The sequence below is a fragment of the Pseudanabaena sp. FACHB-2040 genome, assembly GCF_014696715.1.
Taxonomy (GTDB): domain Bacteria; phylum Cyanobacteriota; class Cyanobacteriia; order Phormidesmidales; family Phormidesmidaceae; genus JACVSF01.
In genome coordinates, this window is sequence record NZ_JACJQO010000017.1 from 42,788 (window position 1) to 58,427 (window position 15,640).

Below are 15,640 nucleotides of genomic sequence, written 5' to 3' on the forward strand. Positions count from 1 at the left end.
CCCAATCCTACCAATGAATATAGGGCAGCTTGGCCGCAGTCGCTCGGACCGCTTCTCCCTGAGCCACGAGCTGACCGCAAGCATCCCAAGTGCCGCTGACAAACATTTGCCGAGGGCCTGCTGCCATCTGTACGGGGGCCGCGTACTCTTCGCAGCGCACCTCCATCTCCTCTAGATCCACCTGCAGCTGGACCTGAGGATTAGATTCGATAGCGTCCTGCAGCACTTTCACCACTTCAGGCGTAGCCATCAGGCAGGGAATACCCATCGCCACACAGTTGCCAAAGAAAATCTCGGCAAAGCTCTCACCGATCAGCGCTTGAATGCCCCAACGTGCAATCGCTTGGGGGGCATGCTCCCGCGACGAGCCGCAGCCAAAGTTACGGTTTACCACTAAAATCTTGGCCCCCGCATACTGCGGCTGATCAAAGGGATGGCTGCCCTTGGTCTGGGCCCGGTCATCGGCAAACACCTGCTCTCCTAGGCCGTCAAAGGTTACGCTGCGCAAAAATCGCGCCGGGATAATACGATCGGTATCGATATCATTGCCCCGTAGCGGCAAACCGCGCCCGGCAACAGACTTAACCTGAGACATGGTGCTTCCTCCTTGACAGCAGGGGCGTAACAACAGGACGCTACCCCCCGAAACACCATCCTACCGCCAATAGAAACCCCTTAGGCAGATGTTGTTGGGGAACTCAATACCCCGCAGCTTCGGCTTAAACCTTGGCTACAAACGTCAAGCATGGGCGCAATTTCTTACGCCCATGCAGGCAGCTCAAGCCAGCCCTAGAAAATAATGGGCACGGTTTCGTCAAAGGCAGAGTCGATTTTGTTCGTAATCCAAACCGATTGGTAAGGCTGCAATGGGTAGATTGCAGTGATGTCTTCAATATGAGTGCCGCTGATCAGGTCATACCAGTCATCAGTGCCGACCAGATTGAGCTCAGACAGCCGCAGGTCTTGAACCTGATTGCTCAGGTTGTGCACCGAGAAAATGCTCTGATCCCGCGCTATGCTCTGCCGCCAAAAGGCAAACAGGGCCGTGTTGCGCGGGTGCAGCGTGTACTGGGTCGCATTCGGATGGAATGCGGTCTGCCGCCGCCGAATCTGAATTAGCCGCCGCAGCTCCCGCAGCACTATGGACTGAGACGTGTTGGGGTCATTCAGCTTCTGCTGCAGATCTTCGTAGTCCCACTTATAGCGGTTGATCGTGCGGTTGTGTCCGGTTTCCTTCACGCCTTCTGTATAGTTAGGCGTCGCTAATAGGCTGTGAATATAGAAGGCCGGGATGCCCTCTAACGACATCATGACGGTTTGGGAGCAGAGAAAACGCTCAATCTGCCACTCATCCTCACCTTTGACCGTGCCTTTAAGGGCATCAAACAGGGAGATATTGATCTCGTAAGGAGACTCGCTGCCGTCTGGGCGGCGGCGCATGCTGATTTGGCCACCATGCCGCTTCATGGTTGCCAGCAGTTCCTGATGCTCGTTATCAGTCAGCAGTCCCTCTGCCGGACGCATTCCAATGCCGTCGTGAGACGCCGTAAAGTTGAAGTAAGCACAGCCAATGGGGGCAGGCGGCATGCTCATCATCCAGGTCTTCAGGTGGTCAGACTTGCCCTGAAGTAGCGCATTCAGCAGCAGCGGCGGCAGGCTGAAGTTGTAGATCATGTGGGCTTCATTGCGGTTGCCGAAGTAGCTCAGGTTCTCCCGATTCGGCACGTTGGTTTCGGTGATCAGCGCAATCCCCGGATCGATTAGCTGCAGCATTTCCCGCAGCAAGCGCACTACCGCATGGGTTTCGGGCAGGTGCATACAGTTTGTGCATAGCTTCTTCCAGAGGAAGCCAACCGCATCTAGCCGGATGTAGCGAGCTCCAGCATTGATATAAAACAGAATAATCTTGATATATTCCAGCAGCACGTCTGGATTTTCAAAGTTAACGTCTACCTGATCTTCGCTAAACGTTGTCCAGACGTATTTAGGGCCACTGGTGGTGTCTACTTTAGTCAGCAGCGGCGAGCTGCGGGGGCGCACAACGTGAGACAAGTCATTGCTTGCATCCACATCAATGAAGTAGTCACAGCCCGGTTTTTCGCCTCGCTTGAACTGCTGAAACCACTCGTGCTCGCTGGAGATATGGTTGATCACCAAATCAACCATCAGATTAAAGTGGTCAGCGATGTGTCTAACATCTTCCCAGTCTCCCAGCTCCGGATTGACCTGTAGATAATCAATCACGGCAAAGCCGTCATCCGAGCTATAGGGAAAGAACGGCAAAATATGAACCCCAGTGATCGCCCCTTCCACATAAGTTTCTAAAAACTCCCCTAGCACCTTTAGAGGTTTGCGGCCATCCTGGCTGCAAATGCTGTCTCCATAGGTGATTAGCAGGACGTTGTTATGACTCCATTTTTTTAAGTTTTCCTGGCCGGACGGGCATAACCAGGGCTCCATTAAAGTATAAATATCATCAATTAAGCGCTCAGCCACGTCTGCCGAATAAATCCGACTTAGCAGGGGCTGAATGCAGGCAGAAACTCGTTCGAACTGTTTGCTAGTTGTTACAGTCATCGCTACAAAATCTCCTTGAAAATCGCACGTTCTAAAATGTTGGGGCGTGAAGAAATTCAGGTGAAGCCTCTGCATTTACAGAGACATCAGACGCATATGGGTTAGCGAGTCCCATTAGTATCACCAGTTTTCGCAAACAGTTTAAACAACCAGAAAACCATAAACCCTCTCTCAGGAGCAACAGTTTTTGCTCTCTAGCAGTTATTTCTGTAGGTCGAAATGAGGACTAATGAAACTCGTTGATCGGATAAAAAGCGCAACAACATTGTTGAGGCGACGCTTTACTATCCCTCAATTTTGCTTTCTTTAAATTGATGTCAATCTGAAGAGAAGCCTATAAATTTCATCTCGAGCGGGGCAAATTTCTTTCAAGGCTGACAGAACTTTGGGCCTGCTCATAAAAACCAGTAAAGCGAAATACAGTCTGCCTGCCTGCCCTTTTCATCTGAAATTTACTAATACTTGACGAGTTAGAAATGAATTGTAAAGGCTAGAGAAAAGCATTGTTTAAGCTCCTGTTCAACCGTGAACGGTCAAAAAAACAGGTACCTTAAATGAAAAATTTACCGACAGTCAAGCGAGTTCCCTGTATCAGAGGTAACAGCCCAGCCAATTTATTGAGATAAATTTTTCAGAAATGCGATCGCAACTATCACCAAGCCCCATAGCCCCTATCTCCTGCTCCGGTCAAGCACCTTAGCAGGACTATAGACGGCTCAAAACCGCATAAGTTTCTGGGTCAAGCCGCGATCTGTTAGGCGCGGTGGAGCGGATGCAGCTGGTGGGTGATGGGAAAGCGCTGATCCATCCGCAGCACAATATTGCGCTGATCAATCGTCATCCAGCCCTCAGCTTTAAAGTCTTTGAGCAGGCGGGTGACTGTTACGCGGGTGGTGCCGATGGCGGTCGCCAGCTGATGGTGGGTCAGCCGCACTGGAATTCGTACCCCTTCGGGTTCGACGTAGCCAAAATCCTTAGCCAGAAGCAGCAGCAAATGCCTGAGGCGGTCGGCAACCAAACGCTTCCCAGACAGGGCTAGCCAGGCTTCGGCCTGCTGCAGCCGCAGGGTCAAATTGCGAAAGATGCCGGCCATCAAAATAGAGGACGCCTCAATCTCAACCAGCGGCAGGGGCAGAACATCCACATCTGTCAGGGCGGTAGCCCAGTAGGGATCAACCACCGTCAGCGGCAGGCCTACCGGCATAGAGGGACCCGCTAGACCCAGCAGTGTCTCGCTACCATCATGCTGAATGGTGAACAGCTGAACCACACCCCGGCAAACGACCAGCACTTCTTCTCCCTTCAAGGGAATGGTTCGACCGGCTGGAAAGGGCACTAGAGCCCGTTCCCGATAGAGTTGCTCTAGCAGCTCAACAAAGGTCTGATGAGTGGACGTATTAGCAGCCGTACCGGTCAAGAGCGAGGTTACAGACACACACACCACCTTGAGTTCTCTGAAATAACGCGTTTGGCAGGCAAGCCGCTCAAGATGGAACGTGCAGCGCCCTGGAGCTTTTCCTCAAGTTGCAAAGCCCACACCTAGAGCTAGGTACAGTGCCAGCAATGCACCTAGCTACATGGTGGGGGCTAGAAATTAAGAGCACCCCATTCAGGGGTTAAGCCCAAGGAAAGCCTCGGTTAAGAAGCCTGCTGTAAGCAGGCTCGGCTGTTTAAATTCGAGTGTTTGGGTGGGGGATCTGCAGGGGTACAGTCTCTGCCCCCAGTGCAAAATACTAGGGGCAGATGGCAGGGGAATTAGGAGTTTAGATTAGGCACACACTCACTAGAGCAAGTCTCGAACATCGGTAACCTGCCCTCTAACGGCAGCGGCAGCCACCATCGCCGGACTCATCAGCAGCGTGCGGCCAGAGGCAGACCCCTGCCGCCCTTTGAAGTTGCGGTTGGAAGACGAGGCGCTAATTTCGCGGCCCTGAAGCTTGTCGGGGTTCATCGCTAGGCACATAGAGCAGCCTGCATCGCGCCACTCAAAGCCAGCCGCTTCAAAAACTTGGTCTAAGCCCTCGGCCTCAGCCTGCTGCTTAACTCGCTCTGAACCCGGCACGACAAAAGCTTTGATGCCCTCAGCCACCTGTCTACCCTTGGCGACTTTGGCCGCTTCTCTCAGATCGCTAATCCGACCGTTGGTGCAGCTGCCGATAAAGCAGACATCTATTTTGGTGCCTTTGATCGGGTTGCCGGGCTGCAGGTCCATGTAGACGTAGGCTTCTTCAGCAATAGCGCGATCGCTTTCGGCCAACAGATCGGGGGTGGGCACGACTTCATCAATGCCGATACCCTGGTCGGGGGTGATGCCCCAGGTCACGGTGGGGGCAATGTCCTCGGCGTTGAACATAACCACATCGTCGTACTGGGCATCGGCATCGCTGCGCAGGCTGTTCCACCAGGTCACGGCCTTGTCCCACTCGGCGGCTTTGGGGGCAAAGTCGCGGCCCTGTAAGTAGTCGTAGGTCACGGCATCGGGGTTGATGTAGCCGCAGCGAGCCCCGCCCTCAATCGACATATTGCAGAGGGTCATGCGCTCCTCCATCGACATCCGCTCAATGGTGTTTCCGGCAAACTCGTAGGCAAAGCCCACACCACCTTTAACGCCCAGCTTGCGGATGATGTAGAGGATCACATCTTTGGCATACACGCCCGACTTCAGGGTGCCGTTGACTTCGATGCGCCGCACTTTGAGCTTGGCCAGGGCCAGAGTTTGGGAGGCCAGCACGTCGCGCACCTGGCTGGTACCGATGCCAAATGCGATCGCACCAAAGGCCCCATGCGTAGACGTATGACTATCGCCGCAGGCAATCGTCATACCAGGCTGCGTTAGCCCCTGCTCGGGGGCAATCACGTGGACGATGCCCTGGCTGCCCGAGCCAATGTTGTAGAAGGCAATGTTGTGCTCCTGGCTGTTGCGCTCTAGAGACTGAATCATCTCCTCGGCCAAGGTATCGACAAACGGACGGGCCTGGTTGTCAGTCGGCACGATGTGATCGACAGTGGCTACCGTGCGCTCTGGGAACATCACCTTAAGCCCCCGCTCCCGCAGCATGGCGAAGGCTTGAGGGCTTGTCACTTCATGCACCAGATGCAGACCAATGAAGAGTTGGGTCTGGCCAGAGGGCAGGGTGCCAACGGTGTGCAAATCCCAAACCTTATCAAACAGCGTGCCTTTGCTCATGGTGCTCTAAATGAAGGGAAGCAGAGAGTGTTCTGTGCAGTTCTCCATCTTAGCCCAAAGCCACAGCCCTCAGGCAAAGCTCAAAGCGGCTAGACCAGGTTGCGGGCCATCGCGTCTGCATAGGCGGCATCAAACAGATCTTCCAGCGTCGGGTGCACCCCTCGCATCTGATCCACCACACGCTTGGCCCATTCGCAGTATGCTCGCTGCCGCTCCAGCGACCAGCCAGCCGGAGGCGACTTGACCAGGTCGCGCAGATTGTAGGTTTTATCTGCCAGCTTAACCAGTTTTGCTGCATCGCTGACCTTGGCCGCATGGTCAATCTGGAGCTGTTTGCGGACATCTTTAGGCAGCGACTTGTCATCGGTGACTTGGCGCACCACCTGCTCCACTTCGCTGCCAAAGCGATCGCTCAAGTCAGTGAACTGAGTGTCGGTGTCTTCTACCGTGTCGTGCAGTAGCGCTGCTATCAGCACGATCGGATCATGAATGCCAGCTTCGTGCCAAAGAATACTCACCAGACCGATGGGGTGATTAATGTATGGCGTCGCCTGCTGGTCCTTGCGGCGCTGGTCACGGTGCTTGTCGGCCGCAAAGACCAGTGCCTCTAGCAAGTGCCCAACTTGTTCGGTATCCATATCCTCTTTTCCTAAGCCGGGTTCGGCGGGCCGTTAAACACTTCAAAAACTTCCCGGCAGCACTGCTTTAGCCGGTCTCCAACCGTATTGTCGGGCACCTCATCGCCCGCAAAGGTCCAGTCGTGGATGGTTGATAGAGTCCACTGCTTGCCTCGGTGGTCAAACCCTGCCACTTCCAGGCCAATGACGCGCCGCATCTGGGTTTCGGGGTCTTCATAAAAGCGAATCTGAACCAGCAGGCTGCGACAGCTAAATAGGCGGCTCACCCCAGGAAAATGGAACCCGACATCAATCGAGTCAGGGTCAACTAGTTCGCGGGTTTCGGCATCGTTTGCCCAGGGCTTGAGGTCAGCCCGCAGGTCAGGAAACGCCGCCTTAAAGAGGCTTACAACGGCGGCAATCTTGCTGGCAAACTCAATACTGTTGGCCTGTTCTGCTGCGTTCACGCCTCACCGAATCAACTAGTCTGGCTTACAGGATAGAATAGCGCGGACACACTAGCAGTCAAGCTGGTAACAAGGTTTTTGCCATCTGCTCCAGTTTGACAGCGAAGATGCCTCACGGACTTATCATAACTAGGAAGCAAACTGTTGCTCCCGCTGGTGCCTGAGGTTTCGGTCAGGGAAATGAGGAATTTGGATATATGGCTACCCCCTGTCACATTTTAGTTGAAGACAATCCTGTCATTATCTATGCCAGCCGCAATGGCACACCGGAAAAAGTGACGCGCATGCTGAGCCGATTTTTAGCCACCTTTGCCGAGGAGCGCGAAACCGCCGGAGAGTTTACCGATACACCAGAGTGTTTAGCGGCCCAAATTGTTGTTCGATTTGGGTTTGAAATCTGTGAAGACGATTTTTCTAATCTAAAAGTGGGGCTGAAGTTTTACCCCGATGTAGACTACCTTTACTTTATTAATCAGCAGTTTCAGATATCGGTATGGCTGCCTCAAGATGCCTACCGCACCAATCCTAATCTGGGTCTCAAGGGATGTCAGCCCCTCGCTGCGACTCCAGAAAATAGATAGCCCTACACAGCTTTGTGCAGGGCTTGAGTTCTAATGAATATCGCTTGCTAGACAGTCCAAACCTCTACTGCTGCAGGTTGGCCTTACAGGTTTCAAGGATTCTCACGTCGTTTTCACTGAGGTTGGGCAGCTGATGGAAGCCTTCTAGAGTCAGAGGAGCGAGGGTGCTGCTGGAGGTAGATGCGATCGCATCGTTCGTCACCAAAGCCACCTCAAAAGGATAGGTTTCTTGGGTATAGCTGTTAGTAATCATCATCGCCAGTTCAGGCCCCTGCACCTCTCCCTGAAAACAGTCAAAAGATGAGTTGGGCATGTAGAGCGCGCCTACTAAGCGCTGATCTACAGATTCAAACACCATATAGCCCATGCCCATTTGATCTGCCTCTGGTGCTTCACCATAGAGATACAAACCATTGGCCGGAAGAGTCGGAGTTGCAGAACTGCCGGCTTGAGTTAGTAACTCACCCTCTTGCCGACTATCTTCGAGGGGGGAAGCTGCATGACCTGCCGCCATCGGCACCACGCTTAAAATCAGTGCACTCAGCGCCAGAAGAGGAGTCAAGGAGCAGTTACGCAGCGCTAACTTCGCGAACCAAGGCTGCCGAACCGATTTAGTATGTACAGTAGATTTCACTGACCCCTCCTTGCCTACCTAGCTGAATGATTGATATTGCCTTTCCAAATGAGTGCCCATTCTCACTTTAGTAGACCTACACAGTTTCCCTAAACAGAAACGGGCCACCGTAATAACTCTTTGAACTCATTCGTGTAAAACTTGATAACTCAGTCGTTTGCAAGGATGAGTTCGCAAAGCCTCGACAATTCTGTTTTATGGCATCTTCCTATGTACTAGGGAACCCGACGTGCCACCTGATGAACTGGCTGCAGATTGTGTGTGCGCTGATTACAGACCCGCCTTAAGAGTGATGCCCCTCACGTAGATCTCGGTCTGATTTTCAAGCAATTAAGCTTTTAGAACTGCGGCCTAACTGACCTAATCATGAAGAATCGCAGCTGAAATATCCTCTACCCAGAGACAGGAGGATTTCAGATAGATGCTGCCCTGCTGGTCTATGCTAAGAAAACTGGAGTGCGGTAAGACGTGTTTGTGCAGCCAGGAGATTCCATGGAGGACTCTGTTAACGGGATTCGGCAGGACATCCAACTGCCCCTCAAATTGTTGTTGTTTATTGACAAACGGCCCGGTTCTGCAGAGCATGTCCAGCAAATTCGTCACTATATGAGAGGGTTGGAAGAGCACTTTTCCTTCCACCTAGATGTGGTTGATGTTGGAGAGCAGCCTTATCTGGCCGAGCACTACAAACTGGTTGCCAGTCCAGCGCTGATCAAGCTATCGCCCTCGCCCCAGCAGACGCTAGCCGGCAGAGACATCATTCCCCAGCTAGAGATGTGGTGGCCCAGATGGTATCGGGAAGCCACTGACGGCGTTCACACTTCGGTTAAAAAAGGCAGCCAAGCAGATCTCAGCCTTGATTTAGAAGAGTTCAATAACGAGATCAGCCACTCAGCTGAAATCATGAAGCTCTCGGATGAGATTTTTCGGCTCAATCAGACTAAGGAAGAACTAGAAGCCCAGCTCCGGTTTAAGAACCGCATTATTGCCATGCTGGCTCATGACCTGCGCAATCCGCTGACCGCTGCCTCAATCGCTGTAGAGACCCTAGAAATGGGGCACGTTCCGCGAGGTGAGCGCAGCATCAACCTGTCTCCTGCGCTAACCGCCCAACTGCTAAAGCATGCTAGAACCCAAATCCGGGCCATTGACCGGATGATCACCGACATTCTCAATGCTGCTAGAGGAGCCTCGGTCGATCTGCAGCTCCAGCCTCAAGAAATGAACCTAAAAGACCTCTGCCTCGAAGTAGTGGACTCTTTTCAACGGCGGTTTGCCGATAAGCAGCAGCAGGTAGTCACTGATATTCCTCAAGACCTGCCCACGGTCTATGCCGATAGCGTGCAGGTGCGCCGGGTCGTCGTCAACCTGCTTGACAATGCTGTCAAGTACACGCCCGAAGGCGGCAGGATTGAGGTCTTGGCCCTGCATCGCACTACTCAAAAAGTGCAGATTACTATCAACGATACTGGTCCCGGCATTCCTCCCGAAAACCAGGACAAGATTTTCGAGGAACGCTACAGGCTCCAGCGGGACGAGAACAAGGAAGGCTATGGCCTGGGTCTAGCCCTCTGCCAGCGCATCATTCGGGCTCACTACGGCCAAATCTGGGTCGATTCTAAACCCGAGAGCGGCAGCTGTTTTTACTTTACGCTGCCGGTATATGGGAACTAGGATCTCCCCATGCCGCCAACGCCTCCCAGACTTCCCGAGTTGAGACTTTCCCTGGCCCGGTTGTTTAATCTGGCTACTTTCCGGGACGTTGTCCGCCACACCTGGAAGTACCGCTTGCCCAACCTGACCACTGGGATCGCTTACCTGACCTTGTTGGCGCTACTGCTGGGCGGTCTGGCACTGCTACTGGCCACTGGGCTCATACAGCCGAGCTGGCGCAGCGGTTTGAGTAGCCTCCTCAGCCAAGTCTTGCCGGTTGCCCCTCTAACAAACCAGGAAGCCTGGCCCGACAGCCTCTCTACTGGACAGCAGCAGTGGCTGATCTTGACTGGGCTGCTGGCTTGGTGGGCCGGAACTGGAGCCTTGCAAGGCCTATTAAAAACCCTCGACCTGATCCACCAGATTCCAATTAATCAGCGGCGATCGCGCTGGCGCGGTCGGATGATTGCGATCGCACTAGCCTTGGGGCTAGGGCTGACAGCAGGCTTTACCCTACATCTGGCCTATGCGGGCAGCGGCTCGATTCACCTAGCAGCGCAGTCAGGGGCTTCCCTTAGTCTCTGGGCAGCCATATTTCGACGCCTGCTTTACTGGCTATTGGCCTGGGGAGTGTTGACCGCTACGTTTACCGGCCTCTACTATCTGGGGCCAAGCCGCTGGCTGCCGGGAACCCCTCTCTTACCCGGTGCTTTGGTCGCCGCCTCGTTTTGGATAGGGGCTTTGGCCATTTGGCAGCGATCTAGCGAACCCCTGCAAACCTACGAGGCGACCTTTGGCACCCTCGGCCTGCTAATCCTGCTTATGGCCTGGGTTTATGGCGGCCTGTTGGCGGTGTTAGTTGGTGGTCAAGTCAATATCAGCGTGGGGCGACAGCGGGCGCTACAGGCTCCTCCGCAGATGCAACGCACTGTGATACCGCCGTCGTTCGAATCCTTTACCATTCGCCGCCGAGACGACCGTCTGCCCTAAAAAAGATTCAGCGCATTTTTTGCAGGCTGCTAAAAATGCCGGTGCCAAAGCACAGCAAGATCAAAACCCAAATCACAGCCCCCGGCAAAAAGCTTAAGATCCCCAGCCCTCGAAGAATCCAGACCACAGTAGTGAAAGCTAACAGCCCCAGAAAGATCTGGGTTGCAGGCTGTAGGCGGCGTAGGCGGCGGGACATAGCATCACCCCGTAGAGCAAAAGAGTTGGGAACCATTTCAGGGTCTTTGTGTTCATTGTGACATGAGGAAAGAGAACCCTGGGTTTTTATGGGAATTGAAGATGTAAAGCCAATGCATCCTCAACACGACTGTGAAGGGAAGTTTGTAAAGGGACAGTGATAATACGGTCTCATAGAATGCAACCGTAAATTCCCTGAACCAGAATAATGTCATTCCCGATGGGATTTTGTTGTGACGGCACCTGCTGCAGATAGGAGTAGAACGGATGGTCATTAGTGCTGATAGAGAAACGTTCAGAACGGGACTTTCGGGCCTTGCCTTAGACCAACCAGCGTTGGCAACTCATGCCTCCCTACTAAAGGGTCAGGTCTTAGTTGATCCCCAATACTGCCCTCATGGCGGCGGAGCCGTAACCGCACAAATGTACGTGCCCATTGATAAAACGCGGCTCTGGCCTCAGCTGACCAACTACAGCCGCTGGCCTCAATTTTTTCCCAACATCACCCACAGTGAAGTGCTAGAGACAGTAAAAACGTCGAGCCAGCGCTACCGGCGGCTCTACCAGGTGGGGCGTAAAGGGTTTTTGATGCTGACGGCCCAGGTCGAGATTTACCTGCGAGTTTTTGAGAGCCTGTGCGATGACGCCGTGGGCGCAGCGTCTCGCCCTCGCATTCAGTTTCGCTTTGAGAGCGGCACCTTTGCTCACTTTGCCGCCGACCTCGATCTGCAAGACTTCCATGAGGGCACGCTGTTGACCTACTCGGTCTCAGCCAAGCCGCTGATCCCCGTTCCTGGTCTCTTCATTGAGCAAGCTATGCGCTACGACCTGCCCGGCAACATGGAGCAGATGAGACGCGTTCTCTGCGCTCACCGATAGGTTCTATCAGTAGCGTTTCATCGGTAGCGTTCTACAAAGGTTCTTCCCGCCGACATCGCTGCACTGCTGGTGGTGTAAAACGTACCGTCGCTCAGCACATCTAAATCAGGGTTGACGATCCAGCACTGGTAGCCTCGATCCTTGAGGTAGCTCACCCCAATGATCCAGCCAGTCATGGCTGAGACCTGCACTACAGTCCCTTCTTCCATTGGCCTTTCCTCAAAACGTCTGGCCGAGGCTGCCCTGGGTCAACGGCTATGCTGTACTCAGGTATACCGCACCCGAGATGGAATCAGCGCTCTTTGTAAGGAGACCATACATTACCGGACAGTCGGCATAATGGGGATAACCCCTCCACCCCGTTGCTATGTCCAACCAGACCTTCGGCCTGGATGACCGTCTCTACCGCTATCTGCTAGGCCATTCTGTAAGAGAGCCTGACATTCTGGCGGAACTGCGGCAGGTAACCGCACAGCACCCCATGGCACAGATGCAGATTGCGCCAGAGCAAGGGCAGTTCATGGCCCTACTGGTGCAGCTTATGGGCGCACGCAAAACGCTAGAGGTAGGCGTTTTTACCGGCTATAGCGCTCTGTCTGTAGCTTTAGCCCTACCGCCACAAGGCAGAATCGTTGCTTGCGATGTAAGTGAAGAGTATACGGCGATTGCCCGACAGTTTTGGCAAAAGGCAGGTATCGATTACAAGATTGATCTAAAGCTGGGACCAGCCACCGAAACGTTGGACAGGCTGATTACAGCGGGAGAGTCTGGCACTTTTGACTTTGCCTTTATCGATGCCGACAAGAGCAACTATGACACCTACTACGAGCAGGCGCTACACCTCGTGCGGCCTGGGGGGCTGATTGCAATCGATAATGTGCTTTGGTCGGGTCGAGTCGCTGATCCAGACACTCAGGACAATCGCACTAACGCCATTCGCGCTTTGAATGACAAGCTGTACCAGGATGAGCGGATTAGCCTTAGCTTGGTGCCGATTGCTGATGGTCTTACCCTAGCCCTGAAGAAATCGCTCTAAAAGGATTGCACCTATGGGACTTTACTCAAATCTGGTCTTGCCTCGGCTGTTGGATTGGGCCATGTCTGATGAAAAGTTGACGCCCTATCGGCAGGCAGTCTTGGCAGAGGTTTCGGGAGATATTTTGGAGATTGGCTTTGGCACAGGCCTAAACCTGGCTTACTACCCGCGCCACATCGATAAAATCATCACCATCGACGCCAATCCTGGCATGAATGCCCTGGCTCAAAAACGAATTGCAGCCTCTGAATTAACGGTGGAACATCGGGTGCTCAATGGGGAAAACCTGCCGATGGTCGACAACAGCTTTGACTATGTGGTCAGCACTTGGACACTGTGCAGCATTGCTAAAGTGGATAACGCCCTTAGCGAGATCTACCGGGTACTCAGGTCAGGCGGCAAGTTTGTCTTTGTTGAGCATGGCCTGAACGAAGACCCTAAAGTGCAGGTCTGGCAAAACCGGCTCACGCCGATTCAAAAAGTGATTGGCGATGGCTGCCACCTGAACCGCAATATTCAGGAGTTGGTGCAGCGGCACTTTAACCAGGTGACGGTAGAGCGGTTTGTACCTGAGGGGCTGCCCGCTGTATCTACAACGCTATACAAAGGAGTTGCTTTAAAGGACTAGGAAGACGGACGCGGGGATGCGGGGAAATGGAGATGGGGGAGATGGGGGAGATGGGGGAAATGGGGGAAATGGGGGAGATGGGGGAGATGGGGGAGATGGGGGAGATATGAATAGACTGCATCATCCACGTACCCACCATCCTCGTGTCTCTCCCCTACGCGGCTTGCTCCAGGTAGTGGTTAAAGCGCGTCCTAAGCTGATCGATGCTAAGACCTTGGGTCCAGTATTCTACAAGGGCATGGCCGAAGGCCCAGGCATTGCGGTCTGGAGCGGCAGGATTTTCTAGCAGTACGGGCCAGAGGGCGAGCAGGTCAAATTTGGCGTTTTCGGGGCCAAGGAGCTGGGCTAGATCGTAGGCCATCTGGAGCTTGCCGATGACAGTGGGCAGCTGCTCGATGGGAATTTGCTCAGCCAGAGCATAGCCCAGGGCGGGGTTGCCGGTTGTCATGATAGCGACGAACTGCAGGACGGGACTTTTGAGCAGGGAGGCGACTCCCTGGGTGGTGGTCATTTGAAAGGTGTAGTGGTCAATGGTTTTGGCGGCTGAGACGATGCGGGCCTCACGATTGCGCAAGAAGCGGGCTAACCGTAACTGCTTGGCCGGATCAAGGGACTCTACTAGCAGCAAGGACAAAGCATCGGCATTCCAGGCGGTGCGTCCGGCTTTGGCATCGGCGGTGACGATAGGCAGCACGCGATCGCAATAGTCCCCAAACTGCTCAATGCGGTACTGGGTCGCCTCGCGAATCGACTTTTCTTTGGGCCGCTCACCCCAGCGCCAGTCGTAGGGCGGAGCCCACTCGCGCAGAGGGCGAAGGCGATCGACCTGGGTGAGGGTTGCGATCGCAGGCAAATCCGCCACCTCAATCTTCATATCTCGCAAAAAGTCCACGTCCATTTGCAGGGCCGGGTCAAGCGCAGGCGTCGCCAGCAGCAGCAGATCGGCCTCGTGAGCATAGTCCAACACCTGCTCGCGAAAGTCTGAGCGGCTGACCTGCTCATAGCCAGGAGAATCCCACAGGGTAAGGGTTTCGCCATTGTCCCCCTGCCAGTAGTAGCTCTTGATCTGGTCGGTGCTGGGCAGCACATCAACCTCTGCTCGGTCGGCTTCAAATAGAGTATTGATCAGGCTGCTCTTGCCCGCCCCAGTGCGGCCTACTAGCAAGATGTTGATGGGCTTTTGCTCTACCTTCTTAACGGGTTCGGCCTGATCTAGAATCTCGCGCAGGGTCTGCGTTTTGGCTTGGGGCAACGTCGCTTTTGCTGTCGTCAGCTCCACCGCTACAGGCATTTTCCCTCCATACAGCGCCACCGCCTGCCGGTACAGGTTCCGCAGGGTTGCCTCTCGCAAGAGCTGGCTGAGGTTGCCCAGGAGCTGCTGAGTTGCCTGATTGTTGGCGGGCTGCGAAACCGTCCGGGCCACTGCCACCGCCGGATTAAACACCCACTGCGCCCAGTTCCAGGCTTGCCAAAGCTTACGGGCCGACGGTTCTAACCGCTGGTACACCTCGTAGCCCTCTACTGCCTGCCCGACGGTTAACTGCCCTAAAACGGGAGTCAGCTTCTCCATCCACTGATCTAGATCGTCTACGGTGCCGCGCATCAGCCCGTAAGCTTCAGGCACATAGATGTTGAGCAACGGGTATTTAACTTCAGGATGGTAGACGCGGGAGACTGCGATTACCACGTCCCGGCAGCGCTGCCAAAACACATTCCAGTCCTGCCACAGGGGCGGATCGGCCTGAGCCTGCTGAAGAATCTGCTCCAGCGCCGCTTCGGCTTGCTGAATCGCCCGGCTCCCCACGGGCACAGCCTCTTCCGTGGCCGCTTCTAGCTCCTCTTGAACCTCTGCCACCACCGACTCTAGCTGGGCAAAGGCCGGCTGGGTCCACCGCACCAGCAGCCAGCGCCAGCCCACCAGCAACAGCACAAATACCGCCCAAATCCAGCTCAGGCCCCAGGTATGAATCTGGGCCCCAGCAGCGATTAGGACAAAGCCCACCACCGCTGCGATCGGCAACACCAGCACTCCCCACTGCCACGGCTTGAGTCGGATCATAGTTTCTACCCGCCAATACTGTCTTGAGTCAACGCTGTCTTCAGTCTAGGCAGGTGGAGCCAAAGCGGGAACGCAGGTAACCGAACTGAAGCCTACTGATTGGGCTGAGGTTAGGGCATGATCAGGGAATCCTCAGA

General features: G+C 54.3%; 16 protein-coding genes. 6 read left to right on the top strand and 10 right to left on the bottom strand.

Going from position 1 to position 15,640, the window contains the following annotated elements; translation table 11 throughout:
- Positions 1 to 7 precede the first annotated feature (7 nt).
- From leuD to H6G13_RS18855, 6 genes are all read right to left on the bottom strand, one after another.
- Positions 8 to 595, bottom strand: coding sequence for a 3-isopropylmalate dehydratase small subunit (leuD, locus tag H6G13_RS18830; RefSeq protein ID WP_190485631.1), 588 nt, complete (start codon positions 593 to 595; stop codon positions 8 to 10).
- Between the two features lie 194 nt (positions 596 to 789).
- On the bottom strand, positions 790 to 2,577 hold the full coding sequence (locus tag H6G13_RS18835; protein WP_190485634.1) for a sugar phosphorylase: 1,788 nt from the start codon (positions 2,575 to 2,577) through the stop codon (positions 790 to 792).
- A gap of 754 nt (positions 2,578 to 3,331) precedes the next feature.
- Positions 3,332 to 3,946, bottom strand: coding sequence for a Crp/Fnr family transcriptional regulator (locus H6G13_RS18840; RefSeq protein ID WP_190485928.1), 615 nt, complete (start codon positions 3,944 to 3,946; stop codon positions 3,332 to 3,334).
- A 414-nt stretch (positions 3,947 to 4,360) separates the two neighbouring features.
- Positions 4,361 to 5,764: a 3-isopropylmalate dehydratase large subunit gene (gene leuC, locus H6G13_RS18845; RefSeq protein WP_190485636.1), complete on the bottom strand. Its 1,404-nt coding sequence runs from the start codon at positions 5,762 to 5,764 to the stop codon at positions 4,361 to 4,363.
- Between the two features lie 89 nt (positions 5,765 to 5,853).
- The gene (locus H6G13_RS18850) at positions 5,854 to 6,402 is read right to left on the bottom strand and encodes an HD domain-containing protein (protein WP_190485638.1); all 549 of its coding nucleotides are present in this window, start codon (positions 6,400 to 6,402) and stop codon (positions 5,854 to 5,856) included.
- 11 nt (positions 6,403 to 6,413) lie between these two features.
- On the bottom strand, positions 6,414 to 6,848 hold the full coding sequence (locus H6G13_RS18855; protein WP_190485640.1) for a hypothetical protein: 435 nt from the start codon (positions 6,846 to 6,848) through the stop codon (positions 6,414 to 6,416).
- A 197-nt stretch (positions 6,849 to 7,045) separates the two neighbouring features.
- On the opposite strand from H6G13_RS18855, the gene H6G13_RS18860 reads away from it, so the two are divergent.
- Positions 7,046 to 7,429, top strand: coding sequence for a histidine kinase (locus H6G13_RS18860; RefSeq protein ID WP_190485641.1), 384 nt, complete (start codon positions 7,046 to 7,048; stop codon positions 7,427 to 7,429).
- 64 nt (positions 7,430 to 7,493) lie between these two features.
- On the opposite strand, the gene H6G13_RS18865 is transcribed toward H6G13_RS18860, so the two are convergent.
- On the bottom strand, positions 7,494 to 7,991 hold the full coding sequence (locus H6G13_RS18865) for a hypothetical protein (protein ID WP_190485644.1): 498 nt from the start codon (positions 7,989 to 7,991) through the stop codon (positions 7,494 to 7,496).
- 564 nt (positions 7,992 to 8,555) lie between these two features.
- Here H6G13_RS18865 and H6G13_RS18870 point away from each other — a divergent pair.
- Complete coding sequence (locus H6G13_RS18870) at positions 8,556 to 9,737, top strand: histidine kinase (RefSeq protein WP_190485646.1); 1,182 nt, start codon at positions 8,556 to 8,558, stop codon at positions 9,735 to 9,737.
- Between the two features lie 9 nt (positions 9,738 to 9,746).
- Positions 9,747 to 10,706, top strand: coding sequence for a YihY/virulence factor BrkB family protein (locus H6G13_RS18875; RefSeq protein ID WP_190485648.1), 960 nt, complete (start codon positions 9,747 to 9,749; stop codon positions 10,704 to 10,706).
- A gap of 7 nt (positions 10,707 to 10,713) precedes the next feature.
- On the opposite strand, the gene H6G13_RS18880 is transcribed toward H6G13_RS18875, so the two are convergent.
- Positions 10,714 to 10,938, bottom strand: a complete 225-nt coding sequence (locus H6G13_RS18880; RefSeq protein ID WP_242028417.1) for a hypothetical protein — start codon at positions 10,936 to 10,938, stop codon at positions 10,714 to 10,716.
- 230 nt (positions 10,939 to 11,168) lie between these two features.
- On the opposite strand from H6G13_RS18880, the gene H6G13_RS18885 reads away from it, so the two are divergent.
- Entirely contained in the window at positions 11,169 to 11,780 is a 612-nt protein-coding gene (locus tag H6G13_RS18885; protein WP_190485650.1) for an SRPBCC family protein, read from the top strand.
- A 17-nt stretch (positions 11,781 to 11,797) separates the two neighbouring features.
- On the opposite strand, the gene H6G13_RS18890 is transcribed toward H6G13_RS18885, so the two are convergent.
- The gene (locus H6G13_RS18890; RefSeq protein ID WP_190485652.1) at positions 11,798 to 11,989 is read right to left on the bottom strand and encodes a hypothetical protein; all 192 of its coding nucleotides are present in this window, start codon (positions 11,987 to 11,989) and stop codon (positions 11,798 to 11,800) included.
- 158 nt (positions 11,990 to 12,147) lie between these two features.
- On the opposite strand from H6G13_RS18890, the gene H6G13_RS18895 reads away from it, so the two are divergent.
- The gene (locus H6G13_RS18895) at positions 12,148 to 12,816 is read left to right on the top strand and encodes a class I SAM-dependent methyltransferase (RefSeq protein WP_190485654.1); all 669 of its coding nucleotides are present in this window, start codon (positions 12,148 to 12,150) and stop codon (positions 12,814 to 12,816) included.
- 13 nt (positions 12,817 to 12,829) lie between these two features.
- The gene (locus H6G13_RS18900; RefSeq protein ID WP_190485657.1) at positions 12,830 to 13,444 is read left to right on the top strand and encodes a class I SAM-dependent methyltransferase; all 615 of its coding nucleotides are present in this window, start codon (positions 12,830 to 12,832) and stop codon (positions 13,442 to 13,444) included.
- 154 nt (positions 13,445 to 13,598) lie between these two features.
- On the opposite strand, the gene H6G13_RS18905 is transcribed toward H6G13_RS18900, so the two are convergent.
- Positions 13,599 to 15,503 (bottom strand): GTPase, encoded by a 1,905-nt coding sequence (locus tag H6G13_RS18905; protein ID WP_190485659.1) that lies wholly within the window; start codon positions 15,501 to 15,503, stop codon positions 13,599 to 13,601.
- Positions 15,504 to 15,640: the final 137 nt, after the last annotated feature.